This window comes from Saprospiraceae bacterium (assembly GCA_026129545.1).
GTDB lineage: Bacteria > Bacteroidota > Bacteroidia > Chitinophagales > Saprospiraceae > M3007.
Genome location: JAHCHX010000001.1, coordinates 1,964,114 through 1,985,888 on the forward strand (window position 1 = coordinate 1,964,114; position 21,775 = coordinate 1,985,888).

At 54.0% G+C, this 21,775-nt stretch carries 18 protein-coding genes; 15 read left to right on the forward strand and 3 right to left on the reverse strand.

The features are described from left to right. Window positions 1–507 precede the first annotated feature (507 nt). The 7 genes from KIS77_07580 to folP all read left to right on the forward strand — a co-directional run bounded on the left by KIS77_07580 (window position 508) and on the right by folP (window position 7,909). The gene (locus KIS77_07580) at window positions 508–1,377 is read left to right on the forward strand and encodes an RNA polymerase sigma factor RpoD/SigA (GenBank protein ID MCW5922185.1); all 870 of its coding nucleotides are present in this window, start codon (window positions 508–510) and stop codon (window positions 1,375–1,377) included. A 683-nt stretch (window positions 1,378–2,060) separates the two neighbouring features. Continuing rightward, the gene (locus KIS77_07585; GenBank protein ID MCW5922186.1) at window positions 2,061–2,969 is read left to right on the forward strand and encodes a glycosyltransferase; all 909 of its coding nucleotides are present in this window, start codon (window positions 2,061–2,063) and stop codon (window positions 2,967–2,969) included. A 364-nt stretch (window positions 2,970–3,333) separates the two neighbouring features. Then, entirely contained in the window at window positions 3,334–3,525 is a 192-nt protein-coding gene (locus tag KIS77_07590; protein MCW5922187.1) for a cold shock domain-containing protein, read from the forward strand. A 106-nt stretch (window positions 3,526–3,631) separates the two neighbouring features. Continuing rightward, a complete protein-coding gene (locus tag KIS77_07595; protein MCW5922188.1) occupies window positions 3,632–4,837 on the forward strand; it encodes a right-handed parallel beta-helix repeat-containing protein in 1,206 nt (401 codons plus the stop codon). Between the two features lie 76 nt (window positions 4,838–4,913). Next, entirely contained in the window at window positions 4,914–5,870 is a 957-nt protein-coding gene (locus tag KIS77_07600) for a hypothetical protein (GenBank protein ID MCW5922189.1), read from the forward strand. A gap of 6 nt (window positions 5,871–5,876) precedes the next feature. Continuing rightward, window positions 5,877–7,058: a family 16 glycosylhydrolase gene (locus KIS77_07605; protein ID MCW5922190.1), complete on the forward strand. Its 1,182-nt coding sequence runs from the start codon at window positions 5,877–5,879 to the stop codon at window positions 7,056–7,058. 65 nt (window positions 7,059–7,123) lie between these two features. Further along, window positions 7,124–7,909, forward strand: coding sequence for a dihydropteroate synthase (gene folP, locus KIS77_07610; GenBank protein ID MCW5922191.1), 786 nt, complete (start codon window positions 7,124–7,126; stop codon window positions 7,907–7,909). A 6-nt stretch (window positions 7,910–7,915) separates the two neighbouring features. Here the strand turns inward: folP and KIS77_07615 are convergent, their stop codons facing one another. Further along, entirely contained in the window at window positions 7,916–8,437 is a 522-nt protein-coding gene (locus KIS77_07615; GenBank protein MCW5922192.1) for a hypothetical protein, read from the reverse strand. 186 nt (window positions 8,438–8,623) lie between these two features. Here KIS77_07615 and mutS point away from each other — a divergent pair, with 186 nt between their 5' ends. From mutS to KIS77_07645, 6 genes are all read left to right on the forward strand, one after another. Next, entirely contained in the window at window positions 8,624–11,317 is a 2,694-nt protein-coding gene (gene mutS, locus KIS77_07620) for a DNA mismatch repair protein MutS (GenBank protein ID MCW5922193.1), read from the forward strand. A gap of 65 nt (window positions 11,318–11,382) precedes the next feature. Further along, the gene (locus tag KIS77_07625) at window positions 11,383–11,640 is read left to right on the forward strand and encodes a hypothetical protein (GenBank protein ID MCW5922194.1); all 258 of its coding nucleotides are present in this window, start codon (window positions 11,383–11,385) and stop codon (window positions 11,638–11,640) included. 117 nt (window positions 11,641–11,757) lie between these two features. Then, window positions 11,758–12,300 carry a gluconate 2-dehydrogenase subunit 3 family protein gene (locus KIS77_07630; GenBank protein ID MCW5922195.1) on the forward strand — a complete coding sequence of 181 codons (543 nt, stop codon included), beginning with the start codon at window positions 11,758–11,760 and terminating at the stop codon, window positions 12,298–12,300. 180 nt (window positions 12,301–12,480) lie between these two features. Then, window positions 12,481–14,187, forward strand: a complete 1,707-nt coding sequence (locus KIS77_07635; GenBank protein MCW5922196.1) for a GMC family oxidoreductase — start codon at window positions 12,481–12,483, stop codon at window positions 14,185–14,187. A 358-nt stretch (window positions 14,188–14,545) separates the two neighbouring features. Further along, window positions 14,546–15,538 (forward strand): 2-hydroxyacid dehydrogenase, encoded by a 993-nt coding sequence (locus KIS77_07640; protein MCW5922197.1) that lies wholly within the window; start codon window positions 14,546–14,548, stop codon window positions 15,536–15,538. Window positions 15,539–15,639: 101 nt separating this feature from the next. Beyond that, on the forward strand, window positions 15,640–15,972 hold the full coding sequence (locus KIS77_07645; protein ID MCW5922198.1) for a c-type cytochrome: 333 nt from the start codon (window positions 15,640–15,642) through the stop codon (window positions 15,970–15,972). Between the two features lie 96 nt (window positions 15,973–16,068). Here the strand turns inward: KIS77_07645 and KIS77_07650 are convergent, their stop codons facing one another. Both KIS77_07650 and crtI read right to left on the reverse strand, forming a co-directional pair. Beyond that, window positions 16,069–16,911 carry a phytoene/squalene synthase family protein gene (locus tag KIS77_07650; GenBank protein ID MCW5922199.1) on the reverse strand — a complete coding sequence of 281 codons (843 nt, stop codon included), beginning with the start codon at window positions 16,909–16,911 and terminating at the stop codon, window positions 16,069–16,071. An 81-nt stretch (window positions 16,912–16,992) separates the two neighbouring features. Beyond that, window positions 16,993–18,468: a phytoene desaturase gene (crtI, locus tag KIS77_07655; GenBank protein ID MCW5922200.1), complete on the reverse strand. Its 1,476-nt coding sequence runs from the start codon at window positions 18,466–18,468 to the stop codon at window positions 16,993–16,995. Window positions 18,469–18,707: 239 nt separating this feature from the next. Here crtI and KIS77_07660 point away from each other — a divergent pair, with 239 nt between their 5' ends. After that, a complete protein-coding gene (locus KIS77_07660; protein ID MCW5922201.1) occupies window positions 18,708–19,904 on the forward strand; it encodes a HAMP domain-containing histidine kinase in 1,197 nt (398 codons plus the stop codon). 143 nt (window positions 19,905–20,047) lie between these two features. Beyond that, window positions 20,048–21,742, forward strand: a complete 1,695-nt coding sequence (locus tag KIS77_07665) for a GMC family oxidoreductase (protein MCW5922202.1) — start codon at window positions 20,048–20,050, stop codon at window positions 21,740–21,742. Window positions 21,743–21,775 lie beyond the last annotated feature (33 nt).

Below are 21,775 nucleotides of genomic sequence, written 5' to 3' on the forward strand. Positions count from 1 at the left end.
GCGTCGTCTAGGGTAACGTTTACTAAACTTTTGAAGTTTAGTAAACGTGATATCATCCTTCCAACCATGCTGAAAACTTGGCGGCACGAGGTATATGTGTAGAAATGGCGTGTTTTTGTGATAATTCTAGGGTAACGTTTACTAAACTTTTGAAGTTTAGTAAACGTGATATCATCCTTCCAACCATGCTGAAAACTTGGCGGCACGAGGTATATGTGTAGAAATGGCGTGTTTTTGTGATAATTATCACGACCTCGGAGAGGTCAAATGTCTATCGCAGCAAACAGGTCACCAACATTCGACCCCGCTGGGGTCGTTCACACCGCGAAGATGGGGCGTTTCTATCAACTTTTGACCTCTCCGAGGTTTGTGCCATTTTGATGCGTTTGCCCTGCCAATGCCCCCCAATAACCCTTTTAATGACCCTTAATGACCTTTTCAATAACCCTTTCAATAACCCTCAATGACCTTTTCAATAACCCTCAAGCCCCTTAATGACCCTCAACTATGCGTCAGTTAAAAATTGCCCATAAAATAACGACCCGCGAGAGCCTTGCGCTCGACAAATACCTCAATGACATTGGCAAAATCCCGATGCTCACCCCCGAGGAAGAGGTACAATTGGCGCAACGCATCCGCGAAGGCGATCAGGAAGCATTGGATGCCATGACGCGGGCCAACCTGCGCTTCGTCGTGTCGGTGGCCAAACAATATCAAAATCAAGGACTTAGCCTGTCGGACCTCATCAACGAGGGCAACGTCGGCCTCATCAAGGCGGCGCGGCGGTTCGACGAGACAAAGGGGTTCAAGTTCATTTCCTATGCGGTGTGGTGGATTCGCCAAAGCATCCTGCAAGCCATCGTGGAGAACAGCCGCATCGTGCGGATGCCACTCAACAAGGTAGGTTCGTACAATAAGGTGAACGAGGCCTATATTTCCTTTATCCAAGAATTTGAGCGCGAGCCTTCCGAAGAGGAATTGGCCGAGCTGCTCGGCATGACCGAAAAGGAAGTGCAAACGATGGTGCGCAGCGGCATCCGCCACGTCTCGCTCGACGCGCCCCTACCCGGTGCGGAGGAGGGCGACGCGACCATGCTCGACGTGATGATGCTCTCCGATGCCGACGAGCCTGACCTTGAGCTAATGGCCGAATCGCTCCGCGACGAGGTGTCGCAAGGTCTTCATATCCTCTCGCCCCGCGAAATGGAGGTCATCGCCTCCTACTATGGCCTCAGGGGTCAAAAACCGCTTACCCTCGAAGAAATCGCCGAACTCTATGGCCTCACCCGCGAGCGGGTCCGCCAAATCAAGGAACGCGCCATCCGCCGCCTGCGCAAGTCGTACAACCGGGATGTGCTGAAGTCTTATTTGGGTTGAATGGGGGGATTGAGGGTCATTAGGGGTTATTAGGGGGCATTATGGTCATTAGGGGTCATTGAGTTGGAGGGGTTACTGGGCAAGAAAAGCGGACGGGGTTAAAAGGGGAAGGTGCGCGTCCCAAACCTTTCAAGTTTTCAAAACTTGGAAGATTTCAGTACCCGCAGCCTTTTTAGGGAATCGCAACCCAATCGTTTATGGAACAATCGCCGCAAAAGAGAGTGTTTAGAAAACTGTGTCATCCCAAGGGAGACGATAAGAAAACACAGAGGCACGAAGGGCACAGAGTTTTGGTTTTCAATAATTTACATTCCTTTAAGCGCGGCGTGTATTGCGTAAAAAGAAAACATCCGGTATGGTTTGACACACTTTTCTGAACACCCTCCCGCAAAATGAACTGGTAACGTGCCAACACATACTTGACGGGCTTCCTTAATCAAACCTCTGTGTCCTCTGCGCCTCCGTGTCTTTTTTATCACTCCCAATGTTTTTGAATGGTCTTCATCTTCGCCCGCTTTACTTGGCCGCCCCCCCTTAAACTCAATGACCTCAATGCCCCCCAATAACCCCTAATGACCTTAATGACCCCCAATAACCCCTAATAACCCCCTAATAACCCTCAACCTCATCCAGTGCATCATTCCTTCATTTCCATCGTCAACGTCATACAATCCACTCGCCAGATGCGAGAGCTATCCGTGTGGCTCATGGGGCTACACGCCGAGTTGAAGGCACATTTTTCGGATTATGAGTTTGTGTTGGTCAACAACCACTGCGAGCAGTCAGCAATAGACACGGTAATCACCCCCCTGCCCGAAGACCTGCGCAAGCATATCTTCCTGCTCAACCTGAGCGCCCCGGTGAGCCGCGACAATGCGCTGTTGGCAGGCCTCGACCGCGCCAACGGCGACTACACGGTGATTTTTGAATTCGATTTCTCCGCCAGACCCCAGTTGGTCACCCAACTCTGGGAAGAGAGCCAGCGCGGGGCCGACATCGTGTATTTGCGTGCCCGCGAACGGCGCTTGCCCTGGGCCAGTCGTGTGCTGTACAGGGTGTTTTACTACATCATGCAGCGGTACTCGGGGCTTCGGCTCGACCCACGCGCCCACCACACGCGCATCATCAGTCGTCGGGCGCTCAATTCGCTCCTTCGGCTCCGCGAAAACAGCCACTATCTCAAGGCCAACTACGCGCTGGTGGGCTACAACATCAACCACTTGTCGGTGGAGGAACCGCTGTTGCCCAGCCCCGAAGCGACGCTAAGCGAGCAGTTTCGCAGTTCTTTGGTGGCCATCTCGTCGTTCACCAGTTTTTTGCGCACCCTGCTCTTGTGGATTTTCCTGTTGTCGGTCGTCGTGGCGGGAATAGCCATATTCAATGCGGTAAAAGTGAAACTAACCAACGTGGATATTTTTGGCGAGCACGTCACGAGCAGCCTGACAGGCTGGGCATCGCTAGTGGTCTTGATGTCGGTCTTCTTCGCCATCACCTGCCTCAATCTCTACGTGATGTCTATTTATCTGTCCAATATCTACAACGAAATCAAAAACCGACCGCTCTACATCATCGAATCGGTGAAGCGGTATTGAGGGTTATTAGGGGTTATTAGGGGTTATTAGGGGTTATTAGGGGTTATTAGGGGTTATTAGGGGTTATTGGGGGTCATTGGGGGTTATTGAGGGTCATTTAGGGTAATTGAAAAGGTCATTGGGGGGCATTTAGGGTAATTGAAAAGGTCATTGGTGGGGGTCATTGGGGGGCATTTAGGGTAATTGAAAAGGTCATTGGGGGTTATTGAGGGCCTTGAGGCTAATACTGCCATTGTTGGTGTCCTTGCTAACAAGAAGTGGCAGAGCAAAGAGGCGAACAAAAAAACTTGACAATACATTGCTCCCCCCCTACCTTTGTGGCGGCTTTGGCCGCTTGTCTCATTTTTTTAAATTTTTTTCAATAATGTTCAAAGGAACCGTCAAGTTCTTCAACGAGTCCAAAGGTTTTGGTTTTATCGTTGACAATGCCTCCGGGCAAGAAGTATTCGTCCACGCGACCGGGTTGGTTGACAAAATCCGGGAAGGGGACACGGTCACGTTCGAGACCAAACAAGGCAAAAAAGGCATGAATGCAGTGAATGTCCAAATCGCGTAAGCAAAGCGGACATTGGATTGATAGGAAATGTCAAAACTCCGGCGGAAATGACCGTCGGAGTTTTTTTATGCCTCCATCGCCGTACTTTTGGGCAAAAAGAAATTCGATGTCGAGAACCCTCCCAATATGCTGCTGGCTCGCCGCAATGGCCGCCACCCTATCGGCTCAACCCGCGCTCGAAAAACAATTGCAAACGCAGCTCATCCTCGCCACCGACGGCGACACCATCACGTTGCCAGCTGGCAACATCACCCTCTCCAACACGCTCTCGCTCGATGCCAAAAAAGACATCACCATCCGCGGCGCAGGGCAAGACAAGACCATTTTGTCGTTCAAAAACCAACAACAAGGTGCCGAAGGCATCAAAGTAACGAATGCACAAAACATTGTGCTGGAACACTTTACCATAGAAGACTCAAAAGGCGACCTCATCAAAACCCAAGCGGTGAACGGCCTCGTCTTCCGCGACATCACCGCCCGCTGGAACGGCAAACCCAAAAAGACCAACGGCGCTTATGCCCTCTACCCCGTGCAGTGCCAAAACGTCCGCATCGAACGCTGCACGGCCATCGGCGCCTCCGATGCGGGCATTTATGTAGGCCAATCCGACAGCGTGTGGGTGACGAGGTGTTACGCAAAAAACAACGTGGCGGGCATCGAAATCGAGAACACCACCAACGCATGGGTGTATGAGAACATCGCGGCCTATAACACGGGCGGTGTGTTGGTGTTCGACCTGCCCGATTTGCCCAAAAAACGCGGCGGCCACGTCAAGGTCTGGAAAAACAAAATCATCCAGAACAACCACAAAAACTTCGCCCCCAAAGGCAACATCGTGGGCCAAGTGCCGCCCGGCACGGGCGTGATGATTCTAGCCACCAACGACGTGGAGGTGCACGACAACTTTATCATGGACAACAAGACCGCCTCCACCGCCATCGTGAGTTATTTCATCACGGAACTGCCCATCAAGGACAAGGAATACAACCCCTACCCCTCCAATATCCACATCCACGACAACGTGTATTCGGAGGGCAAGCGAACCCCCACGCGCAAAAACAAAATGGGGACGCTGTTCTGGCTGAAATTTGGCCGCCGGGTGCCACACATCATCTACGACGGCATCCAAAACCCCGATTGGCTCGCAGCAAACGGCAACCTCAAACCAGAATACCGCATCTGCATCCGCAACAACGAAAACGGCACCTTCGCCAACATCCGCGCCCACAAAATCGGCCTGTTCAAAAGCGACATCAGCAGAGACTCAAAATCTTACGACTGTGAACTTAATTCGTTGTCAGACAAACACTAAAACATTCTTGGCAATTCTGGCCGCCACGTTCGTCCTGTCAGCTTTGCGATGGGAGGGAAATGGGTTTTCCCCAAAAATGAAATTATCGGAATACCCATTTTTCACCGGCGCGCTCGCCGCGCTCTCGCCCGCGCCGAACGTGTTTCCCTACGAGGTGAACGCCCCGCTTTTTTCGGACTATGCCGAAAAAGCTCGCTTCATCTACCTGCCCGAAGGAACAGCGATGACCTACCGCGACAGCGCGGCGTTTGATTTCCCCGTCGGGGCCGTCATTATCAAAAACTTCTACTACCCCCACGATTTTTCAAAGCCCGAAAAAGGGCGCCGCATACTCGAAACGCGGCTTTTGGTGAAGGAGGAAAAAGATTGGAAAGCACTCGAATACGTGTGGAACACCGAGCAAACCGATGCCCTGCTCGAGGTAACCGGGGCGACTTTTCCCGTGAGCTGGCTCGACGCAAACGGCAAGAAACAAAGCATCCAGTATGTGGCCCCCAACCTCAACCAATGCAAGGGCTGCCACTCCTACGATGGTCAGTTCGTCCCGCTCGGCATCACCGCCCGCCAACTCAACCGCCTGGAAGGCACTGAAAACCAACTGCTTGCTTGGCAAAAAGCCGGAAAACTTTCTTTGCCCGACCACTTCAACCCCAATGCCGCCCCCCGCCTTGCCGACTACCGACTCAAACCACGACCGACGAACAACGAACAACAATCCACTGCCCGCGCCTACCTCGATGCCAACTGCGGCCACTGCCACAACCCACACGGCCCAGCCAGCACGAGCGGTATGTTTCTCGATATTTTTGAAAACAACCCCGAGCGACTTGGCGTGAACAAACCACCCGTGGCAGCGGGTCGCGGAAGCGGCAAGGCGCGGTTCGGTATCGTGCCCGGCAAACCCGCCGAAAGCATCCTCGTCTATCGCATGGAAAGCAACGACCCCGGCATCAGAATGCCCGAACTAGGGCGGCAACTCGCCCACAAAGAAGGGCTTGAACTCGTGAAGGCTTGGATAAAAGAAATGAAATAGGCTGCCATGAAAAAAACGCTCGCTTTGTGCTGTTGGCTACTGGTAATCATGGGCAATGCCCCCCTACACGCTCAAGTCGAACACTTCTCGAAGGTGTGGTTTGCGGGGGGCAATGTCTGCGCCGACGAGCCGTGGGAACTTGTGTTCCACGATGACTTCGACGGTGACTCGCTCGACCGCGACAAGTGGATGACTTGGTATCCCTACGGCGATAGCGGCTCCGACCAGTGTTCGTTTTGCCGCACCCACGGCGAAGAAGGGCAGGTCTATCGAGATGAAAACGCGGTGGTCGAGGGCGGGCTGCTGAAACTCATCGTGAAAAAGGAACCGGACAGTTGGTATGGCTTGCAGCGCGACTACACTTCCGGCATGGTACACTCCCGGCAAGCATTCACCGACTATGCGCGTTACGAGATTCGCTGCAAAATTCCACAAGGCGACGGTTTTTGGCCTGCCTTCTGGGTGTTTGGCTGGAGCGTGGAAATTGATATTTTTGAATTTGGCACCGGAAAGCCCAACCGTATTCACACAGGCTTTTTCAAATATCTGGGGGGCGACGAGCGCATCCACACCTCGCACACCTTCCAAGGCCCCGACTTTTCCAAGGATTTCCACCTCATCGCGCTCGACTATGAGCCTTTTTTCATGCACGTCGAGGTGGATAGCGTGCGGGTATATTCGTTTCCGCGCTACTACACGCTGAGCGGCTTGCCCGTCGTCGCCTGCGACATCGCTCCCGGCCCCTATCTGCAAGACCCCGCGTATCCTCGATTTGGCGACCCGGTGCAAGTGATTGCAAACGTGGCAGTTGGAGCCGAAAACACGCCCTTCACCAGCCCACCGCCGCCCGAAACCAAGATTCCCAATCAGATGGAGATTGACTATATCAAAGTCTATCAACGCGCCAAACCCGGCCAGCGCCCCCAACCCATCAAACGGCTCCTACCCTACCCCAATCCCACCGGGGGCGACATCAGGGTGCGCTTGGAAAACTTCGACGTGCCGACGCTCACCGCCGAGGGCGCTTTGATTGACATCCTCGATTTTCAATATCGCGTGAAGCGCAACCAGCCCGTGGAAGGCGAGGTCACGCGCCTTTCAACCGACCATCTTTCACCCGGTCTATACTTTTTGCGCCTCATCACAAAGGGCGAGGCATATTTGGTCAAATTTCTAAAAATCAAGTAACTCTCGTGCAACAAACAACCCTCCAATGTCGCGGCCAACTGCTCGACCTATCGCGCCCCGTCGTCATGGGCATCCTGAACGTCACGCCCGATTCGTTCTTCGACGGGGGAAAATTTGCAGGTGTGGACGCAGCTTTGCGGCAGGCCGAAAAAATGCTTTCCGAGGGGGCAGCCATTCTCGACGTGGGCGGCGCATCATCGAGACCGGGTGCAGCGGAAGTGTCTGAAAAAGAGGAACTTGAAAGGGTGGTGCCAGTGGTCGAGGCCATTCAGCGGCATTTTCCGAAAACCATCGTTTCGGCAGATACTTGGCGGGCAAGCGTGGCGCAAGCGGCGGTGGCGGCAGGCGCTTCCATCGTGAATGACATTTCGGGCGGACAGTTCGACGAACAAATGTTTGAAACCGTCGCTCGTTTGGAAGTACCCTACATTTTGATGCACATACAAGGCACCCCTGCCACCATGCAACAAGCCCCGCACTACGACAATGTGACACTCGAGGTGCTGGATTATTTTATTCAAAAAATAGCGCGATTGCGAGCCGTGGGTGTGAAGGACATTGTGCTCGACCCCGGCTTTGGCTTTGGCAAAACGGTGGAGCACAATTATCAACTACTGAAGCATCTGCGCGTTTTTGCCAACACGACGGGCATGCCCGTGTTGGCTGGTATTTCGCGCAAGTCCATGATTTGCAAGGTATTGAAAGTCAGTCCCGAGCACGCGCTGAATGGCACAACCGCCCTGCACGTCGTTGCCTTGCAACAAGGTGCCAACATCTTGCGGGCACACGACGTGAAAGAAGCGGTGGAGGTGGTGCGGCTATGGGAGCAGTTGGAGCAAACTGGTGGGTGACCATAATTACCATTCATCGGTCTCTTCCACATCGGTTTCTTCTCCCGGCTTTTTCGGCGCCACTATCGGCGTCAGCATGGGCAGCCCAACCCACCTTTTTTCCTCCGGGCTGATGGCCCCTATGCGCAAAAACCCGCCTGAAGCCTTGGCCGTCTCGTGTGCCAGCCCCACGAAGCCTTTGTAGAGGTCTGCGGCCAGTTCAATGTCCAATTTTGCCAAGATAGGATTGAGGCGTGCCAATCGTTTCTCGATTTCCCGATTGCGGGCCTCCGCGTCGGTTGGCAAATGGGTGATTTCGCTCTGCACCCGCGCCCAAAACCCTTCCACGACCACGCGATAGAACTCATTCAGTTCTCGTGGATTGTTGTAAGTGCGCGAGCGCAACAGCCGCTCCGACCATGTACGCTCCTCGCCGTCGAGATGCCCATCGGCCATGCCAACGAGGACGGTGATGAGTGCGGGCGCTTCCACCAGCGCGTCTATTTCTTCTCTTTGGAGATGATTGAAACCTTCGATAATGGTCCACATGAGAGAGGAGTGCAGCCTGATATTTTGAAAATGGACTTTTTGCGGTGGCAAAATTATCCCAAAGCAGCAAGACCAACGCCTTGTGGAAAGAAAAAAAAGCAGGGTTGCTTGCCCCGCCCTAATTTTACCCCCCACCTTAGTTGCCCCCTACTCGTACTGACCCCTGAGAGCACAACGACTATCCTCATGGCACGAACGAAAAAAGACGGAACAACCACCACAGGTGGCGCCACCACGCCCCTCATGCAGCAATATGTGCAGGTGAAAACCAAGTATCCCGATGCCATTTTGCTGTTTCGCGTAGGCGATTTTTACGAGACTTTCGGCGAGGATGCGGTGAAGACCAGCCGCGCCCTCGGCATCACGCTCACCAGTCGCAACAACGGCGGTTCCGACATCGAACTGGCGGGATTCCCCTATCACGCGATGGATATGTACCTGCCGCGCCTCGTGCGGGCGGGCTATCGCGTGGCGATATGCGAGCAAATGGAGAAACCCGTGCCGGGCAGGGTGGTGCGCCGCTCCGTGACAGAAGTGGTGACACCCGGTGTCACCACCGACGATGCCTTGCTCGACCACAACGCCAACAACTTCCTGGCGACCCTGACGTGGGGGCCACACGAGCAATTCGGCGCGGCATTTCTCGATATTTCCACCGGCGAATTTTTCGTGAGTGAAGGCGACGCAGCGAGCGTGGACAAACTCCTGCAAAGTTTCAAACCCGCCGAAATCGTGTTGCCCAAAAGCCGCATGAAAGAATTTGTGGCGCAGTACGGCGACAAGTTCTACACCAACACCCTCGAAGACTGGATTTTCACCCGCGACTTTGCCCGCGAAAAGTTGCTCCAACATTTCCAGACCCAAAGCCTCAAAGGTTTCGGCGTAGAGGAACTCGACCTCGGCCAAACGGCGGCAGGTGCGGCGCTTCACTACCTCGCTGCAATGGAGAATACGCGGCTGGCGCACATTACCTCGCTCAGCCGCCTGCAAACAGAAAAATACGTCTGGCTCGACCGTTTCACCATTCGCAACCTCGAGCTCGTGAGCAGCAACCACGAGCAAGGCACCTCACTCCTCCAAGTGCTGGACAAAACCGTGTCGCCGATGGGCGCAAGGCTCTTGAAAAAATGGGTGTTGCTGCCGCTCACCAGCCTGGTGCAAATTCAGGAGCGGCACAACGTGGTTTCTTTTTTTGTTGAAAATCAAGACTTTACCAACGAAATAGCACCACACATTCGGCACATCGGCGACTTGGAGCGACTAATGAGCAAAACGGCAGTGGGCAAAATCAATCCCCGCGAAGCCATGCAGCTGAGACGGGCATTGCTCGCCATCGAGCACCTGAAAACCCAACTTTTACTGACCAACCATCAAGCCTTGCGAAAATTAGGCGAAGGCCTGAACCCCTGCCTGACCCTGCGCGAACGCATCGAAAAAGACATAGCGCCCGACCCGCCCGCCGACATTCGCAAAGGCGGTGCGATGGCCGATGGCTGTAGCGCCGAACTGGACGACTTGCGCCACGTCGTGCGCAACAGCCGAGAGTTGTTGCTCGAAATCCAACAACGCGAAATAGAGCGCACGGGCATCCCCAGTTTGAAAATCGCGTTCAACAACGTGTTCGGCTACTACATCGAGGTCACCTCCAAATGGAAAGACCAAGTGCCGCCCGAATGGACGCGCAAGCAGACCATTGCCAACGGCGAACGCTACATCACAGAAGAGCTCAAAATCTTGGAGGCCAAAATCTTGGGCGCGGAGGAAAAAATTCTGGAACTCGAAGAACGGCTTTTTCGCGCCCTCGTGGAAGAAATCGGGCAGTACATCCAGCCCATTCAGCACAACGCGCACCTCGTCGCACGGCTCGATTGCCTCCTCTCCTTCGCCAAAGTCGCCACCAAAAACCACTACATCCGCCCCGAACTCGACGACAGCACCGTGCTCGACATCCGCGAAGGCCGCCACCCCGTCATCGAGACGCAACTGCCCGTCGGGGAGACCTACGTCCCCAACGACGTGTATCTCGACAACGAAACAGTCCAAATCATCCTCATCACTGGCCCCAACATGTCGGGCAAATCCGCCCTGCTCCGCCAAACGGCACTCATCGTCCTGCTGGCTCAAATGGGCAGTTTCGTGCCGGCCCAAAGCGCCCGCATCGGCTTGGTGGACAAGATGTTCACCCGCGTCGGCGCGAGCGACAACATCAGCGGCGGCGAGAGCACATTCATGGTCGAGATGAACGAAACAGCCTTGATAATGAACAACATCAGCGACCGCTCACTCATCCTGCTTGACGAAATCGGGCGCGGCACCTCGACCTACGACGGCATCAGCATCGCGTGGAGCCTCGCCGAATACCTGCACGACAACGAGCGCGCCCGGCCCAAAACACTCTTCGCCACCCATTACCACGAACTCAACGAACTCGCCGAAACCCACGAGCGCGCCCACAACTTTCATGTCAGCACCAAGGAGGTCGGTCAAAAGGTCATTTTCTTGCGCAAACTCGTACCCGGCGGCTCCAACCACTCGTTTGGCATACACGTCGCACGCATGGCGGGTATGCCGCAGACGATTGTGGAGCGAGCGAACGAGATTTTGAAAACACTGGAGGAAAAATCGGTCGAGAGCGGAGCGCAGAAGATTGAAGGTCAAAATGGCTCCACGCCCTCCGCCCCCAACCCTTTACCCTCGACCGAGAATCTGAAGAAAAAAGTCAAAAACATCGCCGCGCCGCTCCAACTCCACATCTTCGACGTGGACGACTACACGATGAAAATCAAAGAAGAACTGCTTGCGCTGGACTTGAACACCATGACCCCCATGGACGCGCTGTGGAAGTTGAACGAGTTGGTGAAGATTGCGGGGAAGAAGTAACGCCAAATTTCAGTTGGCCGCCAACCGGAAGGTTGACGTTACTTTGCCTTTTGTTGTCCCCCTTGATGGCTTGGTTTCCAGTTTCGGTTTTCGTGGTTTTTATGCTGGCATGGGGCGCAACTGTGGTGCCCGATTCGCCACAATTCTCGGCGTTGGTAGCACAAAACGCCATTCCCGAATACCGCGCCACAGCCATCACCACCAACACCTGCATCGGTTTTCCGATTACCATACCGAGTTTGTATTTCACGCAGTGGTTTTTCCAAAACATCTTCGAGCGATTAGTTTCATCGGATTGGCCACGGGTGGCATACTGGGCTTGACGAGCATTTGGCAGACTGTTTGGAAAAAAATAACGTGAAAAAAGTCAAACAACGCTTGGTGTGCATTTTGCGAAAACTACTTTTGCTTCGTTCTTTTTTTGCCAAACAACTTTCTCCATGCAACGACGCGAAGCACTAAAAAAAGCCGCCCTCATCATCGGCAGCATCACCATCGCCCCAGAACTCATCGCCAAGGCAATGGCCGACCCCTACCCCACCCTGTCGCGACAACCCGCCGACCGTCTCGTGCTGTTGGCCGAAATGGCCGATACCATCCTGCCCGATACCGACACGCCCGGGGCAAAAGCCGCCAAAGTCCATGAATACATCGCGGTCATCGTGGAGGATTGTTTTCCGCCCGACCGCCGCCCTGCCTTCTGGAGCGGTCTGGAAACGACCGAAAAACGATGCATCGCCCAGCATGGCAAGTCGTTCGCGGACTGCTCCGCCGCCGAACGCACGGCATTTTGCCAACTGTTGGAAGCCGAGCAAAAAAACGGGGACTCCTTCTGGCGACAACTCAAAGGGCTGACAATCAACGGCTATTTTACCTCTGAAATCGGCGCAACGCAGGCGCTGAACTACGACCCCATCCCCGGCGGCTGGATTCCCGATATGCTCATCAATGAAAATACAAAGGCTTGGACACCGGTGTTTTGAGTCCTCCCCCCTTTTTTGTCATCCTATCGGGAACCGCCCAATCTACGGTGAGAAAACTAAGCGCGATTGCCCTCGCAAAGCGGACCGTTGCCGACAGGATGACAAAAAACACAGAGCGGACGGTTCCCGATTCTTCATCGAAATGACAAAACCTTAATCATTTTTTTAAAAAAACAACCCATGAATCAGCATATCAACGCTGCCAAAAAACGAAAATACGACGCTATCGTGGTTGGCTCCGGCATCTCCGGCGGCTGGGCCGCCAAGGAACTCTGCGAAAAAGGCCTGCGCACCCTCGTGCTCGAACGCGGTCGGCCACTCGAACACATCAGCGGCTACACGACCGCCCTGACCGACCCGTGGGAGTTCCCGCACCGCAATCGGGTGCCGCACGACGATGTGAAAAAGGACTACCCCATTCAGTCCGTCTGCTACGCTTTCAACGAAGGCACCAAACACCTGTGGGCCAAAGACTCCGAGCATCCCTACACGCAGGTGAAGCCTTTTGAATGGATAAAAGGCTACCATGTCGGCGGCAAATCGCTCATGTGGGCGCGGCAGACGTACCGTTGGGCAGATTTTGATTTTGAAAGCAATTTGCAGGACGGCCACGGGGTGGACTGGCCGATTCGCTATGAGGACATTGCGCCGTGGTACAGTTATGTCGAGCGTTTTGCAGGCATCAACGGCAACCGCGACGGGCTGCGCCAGATTCCCGATGGCGAGTTCCTGCCGCCCATCGAATTGACCATTGCCGAACGACACCTGCGCGACGCGATTCAGCGCAACTTTCCCGGACGCACGCTCGTGCATGGGCGCAGCGCCAATCTTACCCAAAGCATCCATGGGCGCACTCCCTGTCAGTTCCGACACCTATGCCATCGAGGGTGCCCTTATGGGGCCTATTTCAGCAGCAATGGGGTGACGCTCCCTGCGGCAGCAAAGACCGGGAAAATGACGCTGCGGCCATTCAGCATCGTGGAGTCCGTTATTTTTGATGAAAAGAAAAACCGCGCGACGGGGGTGCGCGTGATAGATGCCAACACCAAAGAAGTCATTGAATATCAGGCAAAAATCATTTTCCTCAACGCAGGCACCCTGCCCACCACCCAGATTTTGCTCAACAGCGTGAGCGCCCGTTTCCCCGAGGGGCTGGGCAACGACTCTGGCACGCTTGGCCACTACTTGATGGACCACTGCTACCGCGCCCGCGTGTCGGGAGAGTACGAGGGCTACCTCGACCACTACCACAAAGGGCGGCGACCCGTGGGATTCTATGTGCCACGCTTCCGCAATTTTGCCAACGACAAACAAACGGCGTTTACACGCGGCTATGCCTTCGGCGGTAGCGTGGAGCGCGGACCTGCGTTCTACGGCGGCGCGGGGCAAGACGGCTTTGGGGCAGAGTTCAAAAAAGCGATGACACGGCCCGGCCTCTGGGGCGGCGGCTTGTTTGGCATGGGAGAGTGCCTGCCTCATTTCGACAACAAAGTGACGCTCAATCGGGACTTGCGCGATGCCTGGGGCCTGCCGACGCTCGATATTGACTGCCAATGGCGAGAAAATGAAGAAGCGATGGTGAAGGATATGCTGGCTACAGGACAGGAAATGCTCGAAGCGGCTGGTTTCAAAAACATTCGCGCCGACGACTCGCACGAACCACCCGGACGAGGCATCCACGAAATGGGCACTGCTCGCATGGGACGCGACCCCAAAACCTCCATGCTCAACGCAAACAACCAACTCCATGCCGTGCCCAATGTGTTCGTCACCGATGGCTCGTGCATGACCTCGGGCGCAGCGCAGAACCCCTCCATCACCTATATGGCGCTGACGGCGAGAGCGGCGGATTTTGCGGTGAAAGAGATGAAGAAACGGAACTTGTGAAGAAGCAGTCCCGCAGGGAATCACACCTGGATTCGTTAGGATTTGTACAGTGACCGTGATTGCTCCGACGATGCTCGCTTTGTCGGGTTCTGAGGGGTCATCCCATAAGAATGGAGGGGTGACACCGCAAGGACAGGCCGAGATGTCTCCTTTTTCGTTCCTCAAAAGATGACATCTCTTACAAACCGAGAATAGATGTGATTGCCCTCCCTGATTTTGAATGAATCAGGACTTCGACACTTGACGACGCGAAGTATAACCATGCCCAAAATTTGGCGGCGCGACATATGCTGCTAATCACGCAACCCCGCCCCCCGAAGTTGCTCCAATACTTTCTCAAACATAACGATGGAAGCCCATGACCGTCGCCTTCTTTTCCACCCAAACCTACGACCGCGCCTACTTCGAGCGGTTCAATGCTGGTGCTGGCCACCGCTTGCTTTTTTTGGAAACACCGCTCAACGAGCAAACCGCGACATTGGTCGCCGGATGCAAAGCGGTCTGCATTTTTGTCAATGACCAATGCAATGCAGAAGTGATTAAAATCCTGAAAGAGAAAGGAATACGGCTCATTGCCTTGCGCTGTGCGGGTTTCAACAACGTGGATATAGCCGCCGCAAAAGCGCATGGCATCCCAGTGGTGCGTGTGCCTGCCTATTCGCCCCATGCAGTGGCGGAGCACACGGTCGCGCTCATCCTCACGCTCAACCGCAAGACGCACAAAGCCTACAACCGGGTGCGCGAAGGCAATTTTTCGCTCGACAGGCTGACGGGTTTCGACTTGTACGGAAAAACAGTAGGCGTGGTCGGCACCGGGAAAATAGGCTCCGTCTTCGCCCAAATCATGCTTGGTTTTGGCTGCCGCGTGTTGGCTTTTGATGTGCATGAAAACGCTGCGCTCGTCGGTGAGGGCGCTCGCTATGTCGCGCTCGATGAATTGCTTGCTGCCGCCGACATTGTATCGCTCCACTGCCCGCTCAACGAGCAAACACGCCACCTTATCAATACCGACTCGTTGAAAAAGATGAAACACGGCGCCATGCTCATCAACACCGGGCGCGGCGCGTTGATTGATACCAAATCAGTGGTGGCCGCGCTAAAATCGGGACGCTTGGGCCACCTTGGCCTTGATGTGTACGAGCAGGAAGAACACCTGTTTTTTCAGGACCATTCGGAGACCATCATTCAAGACGAGCTCATCCTGCGTTTGATGTCGTTCCCCAATGTGCTCATCACGGCGCATCAGGCTTTTTTCACCGACGAGGCGCTGTCTGAAATCGCCACCGTGACCTTGCAAAACATCACGGATTTTGAAAAAGAGCGGCCCTTGGCGAATGAAGTAGGAATGTGAGCAATCCCAAACCCATTTTGATATTGTTTGAAATACGTTATCTATGCGCCTCGAATATTCTTTGAACTTTTGCGTCTGATATTTCCAAATCAAGTTTTTATATGAAAAAAACACTCGCGTTCCTCCCCTTCTTGTTGCTGCTCGCAGCTTTCAAACCCGCCGAGCGCCCCGCCACCCCACCAGAGATTCCCGCTGACGTTCAGGCGCTTTTAGACAAACACGGCTGCGCCGCTTGCCACTCCATGACCCGCAAACTCGTCGGCCCGCTTTGGACGGACATTGCCGCCAAAAAATATTCCGCCAAGCGCATCGCCCAATTAGTCGCCAAGCCCGAACCCTCCAACTGGCCGGGTTATGTGCCAATGGCCGCCCAAAAAGTGCCAAAGGCCGACATGGACAAAATCGCCAACTGGCTAGCCAATCTGAAGCCTTGAGACACAAAAAAGGCCCGTGTGCACGCACACGGGCCATAGTCATAGTTCGTATCGTTTTGTCGGATACGCCGATTGATACGGCAAAGCATTGTTAGGTCACAAAAAATTCAGTTGGTGCCGCACGGCTGAACTGAACAGCAAATAGACTTTTCGCTTGTCCGACACTCGGAAGCGCTCTTGTGCCACTCGTTGCGCAGGGGCGCTTTTGATTTTGGCGAACAGCTGTGTGTAGTATTTGTATGCCAGATAGACCCCGAATCGCGCCCCGCGTGGCAGCCTGCGAATACCCTCCAAGGCAGCATCAAAGTCGGCTTTGATGTCTGCTTCGATGCGTTTTTTTTCCTCGTTGGTGAAGCGCTGAAAGTCCACGCCGGGGAAATAAACCCGACCGCGCTCATCGAAATCGCTTTTGATGTCGCGCAAGAAATTGATTTTCTGAAATGCCGCGCCCAAACGTCGGGCGGGTTCTTTCAAACTCTGATATTGAGCCTCATTGCCTTCGCAAAACACCCTCAGACACATCAAGCCCACCACCTCTGCCGAGCCATAGATATACTCGTCGTAGCCTTCCGAATCATAGGTTGCATTGGTGAGGTCCATTTCCATGCTGCGCAAAAACGCATCAATCAGCTCGGCCTCGATGTGATACTGATGCACCACCTGTTGAAACGAATGTAGCACAGGGTTGAGGCTGATGCGCTCCTCGATAGCTCGCCAAGTGTCGTCGCGGAAACGCTTCAACAATGCCTCCTTGGGGTAGTCGTGAAAGGTGTCCACGATTTCGTCGGCAAAGCGCACGAAACCATAAATGCCGTAAATGGGCGACCGGAATCGCGGGTGGAACAGTCGAATCCCCATCGAAAACGAGGTGGAATACCTTCGGGTAATCAGGCTGCTGCACTCAAAGCAAGTGTTGTGATAAAGTTGGAGATGGTTCATGCAAAGGAAAGGTTTGAAGGTTTCTGGTTTGAAGGCTTGTCCGGCCAAGCGGAGCGGGCCGTTTTTTGCGGATGTAGGGGCTCACAGGAATCTTTTGGCAATTTCTTTCGCCACCACTTGACCGCTGATGAGCGAGGGCGGCACCCCCGGTCCCGGCACGGTCAGCTGACCCGTGTAAAAGAGATTTTTGACTCGTTTGCTTTTCATTTTTGGTTTCAAAAAGGCAGTTTGGAGCAAAGTGTTGGCTAAGCCGTAAGCGTTTCCTTTGAAAGCGTGATAGTCGTTTACAAAGTCGGAATGTGCGTAGGAGCGTTTGTAAACCACATGAGCGCGGATGTTTTGCCCCGTCAGTCGTTCCAATCGCTCCATTGTGAGGTGATAATAGCGCTCGCGGATTTCAGGCGTGTCGTTCAGACCCGGCGCTACGGGAACGAGCAAAAACAGGTTCTCACACCCTGCTGGCGCGACCGAAGGGTCAGTTTGAGAAGGGGCGCTGACGTAAAAAAGCGGCTTGGAAGGCCATTGGGGACTTTCGTAAATCTCTTTGGCATGTTGGCCGAAGTCCTCGTCGAAGAAAAGATTATGATGTTCCAAATTGCCAAGGCGCTTGTTCACCCCAATATAATAAAGCAAACACGAAGGCGCGAGCGTGCGCTTTTCCCAATATTTTTCGGAATAATTGCGTGCGTGAGGAGCGAGCAACTGAGTGTCTATGTGGTGATAATCAGCGCCCCCCACTATCACATCCGCCTGATATTCGCGGCCTTGTTTGGTGCTGACCCGCGTAGCGTGGCCGTTCGGGACGTAGATATGCGACACTTCTTGCCCCAACTCGAATGCCACCCCCAGCTCGCGTGCCAGCGATACCATGCCTTCCACGATTTTGAACATTCCGCCGAGCGGATACCAAGTGCCGAGCGCCATATCGGCATAGTTCATCAAACTGTAGAGCGCGGGTGTTTTTTGTGGCGTGGCTCCCAGAAAAAGTACCGGAAATTCGAGCAGCTGGATGAGCTTTTCGTTGCGAAACAAACTCCGAACGTGTCTCGAAAGCGAGGTAAACATCTGCAACCGCAACAAACTGGCCGCGATACGCCAATCCGCAAACTCCATGATAGAATCGCTGGGCTTGTGCACAAATTCCGTCATCCCCACCCGATACTTATATGCCGCCTCTTTTAGGAATTTGCGCAAATTGGGCGAGCTACCCGGCTCGAGCCGCTCGAACATGGCCTCCAACTCGTCCATAGAGGCTGGCACATCGAGCCGCTCGTTTTCGCCGAACCAAACCGAGTATGATGGGCTGAGCCTTTTCAATTCGTAGTAGTCCGAAACCTTCTTGCCAAAGCGGGCGAAAAACTGCTCAAACACATCGGGCATCCAATACCACGACGGCCCCATGTCGAACACAAAACCCTCCGCTTCGTATTGGCGCGCACGACCGCCCGGCACTTCGTTTTTTTCCAAAACGGTGACATCAAAGCCCTCAGCAGCCAAATTGCACGCAGCAGACAACCCAGAAAAACCAGAACCGATGACTATTACTTTTTTCGACATGGACTTTTTTTACTTGACCAACATTACAAGCCGCTCAAACACGAACGAAGTCGTTTTGTTTAAACAAAAAACGAACACAAGCCAAAAAGTTAAACAACTTTCGCTTCGTAAAACAAAATATACGGACATAGGCGGCTTATCAGTTCGGTAAAGTTCGCACAATCGTCACCCCAAACGCTAAAAATCTTTGCGAGGCGTTTTTCATCGAAATCATACTTTCGCCCATTCTATCGAGCAAAATGGACATCTACACCCGCACATCATATTGGAAGTGGTACTTGGCCGCAGGAGGTGTACTCATTATCATCATCTCGCTTTTTTATACCCGATTTCTGGCCGACCAACTCATCGAGCGAGAGAAACAGCAGGCCGAACAATTTGCCGAGGCCATGCGTATGTTGACCAAAACCCGAACAGACACGCTCGCCAACTATGAAGACCTCACCCTGCATCTCAAAATCATTGAGCAAAACACCACCATCCCCATTGTCATGCTCAATGAAAAAGGCGAAATCGAGGCATATCGCAACATTGACGAGCGCAACTTGGACACCATGGAAATAGAGGAAGTGCGAAAGGCGCTCGACCGGATGACGAAACAAGACACAGGGAGAATCGAAATCCATTTGCCACCCGACATCCACAAAACACTGATTTACACCCACTCTCGCCTGCTGTGGTGGCTAGAGCTGTACCCCGTCGTACAATTGCTGCTCATAGCAGCCTTCATTGCGTTGGGCTATATCGGCTTCAGCACGGCACGTCGGGCCGAGCAAAATCAGGTGTGGCTCGGCATGGCCAAAGAGACCGCCCATCAGTTGGGCACACCCATCACGGCCATTCTCGGCTGGATAGAGACGCTCAAAGCCGTCAACGAAGAGCGCCCCGACAACCAAGAGATGCTCGACGAGCTGCGCAACGACGTGACCCGCCTTGAACTGGTGGCAGACCGCTTTTCAAAAATTGGTGCCGCCCCCGATTTGACCCCCACCAATGTGTTTGAGCAGTTGGAAAAAAACCGTGACTATATGCAGCGACGCGCGCCCCGAAGGGTCGAGTTCGATTTTCCGGCACCATCGGAACATTCGCCACTCATGGTCGGCATCAATGCGCCCTTGTTCGATTGGGTCGTCGAAAACTTGCTCCGCAACGCGATTGACGCATTAGAAGGCGGGATGGGAAAAATAACAGCCCAAGTCTATGAAGAGGGCAGGTATGTCTGCTTGGACATCACCGACACTGGCAAGGGCATTCCGCCCGGCAAATTCGGAACCGTCTTCAAGCCCGGCTATTCCACCAAAACACGCGGCTGGGGACTTGGCCTTTCTCTCTCCAAGCGAATAGTGGAGGAATACCATAGTGGAAAAATCTTCGTGAAACAATCTGAAATCGGGAAAGGAACAACCTTCACCGTGAAATTGCCAAAAGCGAAATGAACCCAACGCAGCGTTAAAAAAAGCTTCTATGCCTCGCGCTGCCAAATTTTGGGCATGGCCACAAACACAATCCGCGCGAAACCAAGGAGAGCAATACTGAGCATCTGACAAATCATAGCGAATCAAGGTATAACATTCTGAAAATGAACTTAAATCTACGCGCTACCCTTGAGAACACCTACGATGCCATCGTCATCGGATCCGGCATCAGCGGCGGCTGGGCTGCCAAAGAATTGACGGAAAGAGGCTTGAAAACCCTCGTGCTCGAGCGTGGTCGAATGGTGGAACACGTCACCGACTACCCCACCGCCAACCTCAACCCCTGGGAAATGAAATATCGCGGCAGCGTCACCCCCGCCGACCGCCGCGAATCTCCCATCCAAAGCAAGGTGTACAACTACGGAGAGGCCAGTAAACACTTTTTTGTGCGCGACGTGGACAACCCCTACAATCAAGTCAAGCCCTTCGATTGGATTCGCGGCTACCACGTCGGCGGGCGCTCCATCCTTTGGGGCAAACAGACCTATCGCTGGAGCGACCTCGACTTTGAAGCCAATGCCAAAGACGGATACGGAGTGGATTGGCCCATTCGTTATGCCGACCTCGCGCCCTGGTACAGTTATGTGGAAAAATTCGCGGGCATCAGCGGCTCCACAGAAAACATCCCTGTGCTGCCCGACAGCGAATTCCTGCCCCCGATGGAAATGAACGTGCTGGAAAAACATGTGGCCAAGCGCATAGAGGAACACTACAAAGGAGCACGCCGCATGATTATCGGTCGAGTGGCACATCTGACAGTGCCTCACAATGGGCGCGGGTCCTGTCAGTTTCGCAACCGCTGCGAGCGCGGCTGCCCCTTTGGAGCCTATTTTAGCAGCAACTCGGCTACCCTCCCTGCCGCAAAGGCTACTGGCAAACTGACGATTCGACCCTTTTCCAATGTTCATTCCATTATTTATGACGAACAAAAAGGTCGCGCCATCGGCGTAAAAATCGTGGACACCGAGACCATGCAGACCTACGACTATTTTGCCAAAATCATCTTTTGCAACGCTTCCACCCTCGGCACGGCGGCCATCCTGCTCCACTCGACCTCGCGCCGCTTCCCCAATGGCCTCGGCAACGACAGCGAACAACTCGGCCACAACCTCATGGACCACCACTACGGCGTGGGCGCTTATGGCGACACTGACGATTTTCAGGAATTTTACTATTTCGGCAGAAGACCCAACGGCACCTACATCCCCCGCTTCCGCAATGTGAATGATGCCGACAAACGCGACTACCTGCGCGGATTCGGCTATCAGGGTGGCGCAAGCCGTGGCCGCGCATCCATAGACGAGGGCATCGGCGCGGACTTCAAACAGGCGCTCACCGAAGCAGGCAAATGGGGCTTCGGCGTGGGCGCTTGGGGCGAACACTTGCCTTACTATGAAAACAAGGTGACGCTCAATCACTACAAAAAAGACAAATGGGGACTGCCGACGCTCGATATTGATTGCGAGTTCAAGGAGAATGAACGCAAAATGCGCGTGGACATGGCCAACGATGCCGCCGAGATGCTCGAGGCCGCCGGCCTGAAAAACGTCAACACCTACGACTCCAACCCTGCCCCCGGCTTCTGTATCCACGAAATGGGCACGGCTCGCATGGGGCGCGACCCCAAGACTTCGGTGCTCAACGGATGGAACCAAATCCATGCTTGCCCCAACGTGTTTGTCACCGACGGCGCTTGCATGACTTCCAACGGGGTAGTAAATCCCTCGCTCACCTATATGGCGCTCACGGCGCGGGCAGCAAATTGGGCAGTAGAGGAGTTGAAAAGGGGGAACCTGTAGGCGCTTGCGGCAAACTCAGGGAGTGTGAAAGGT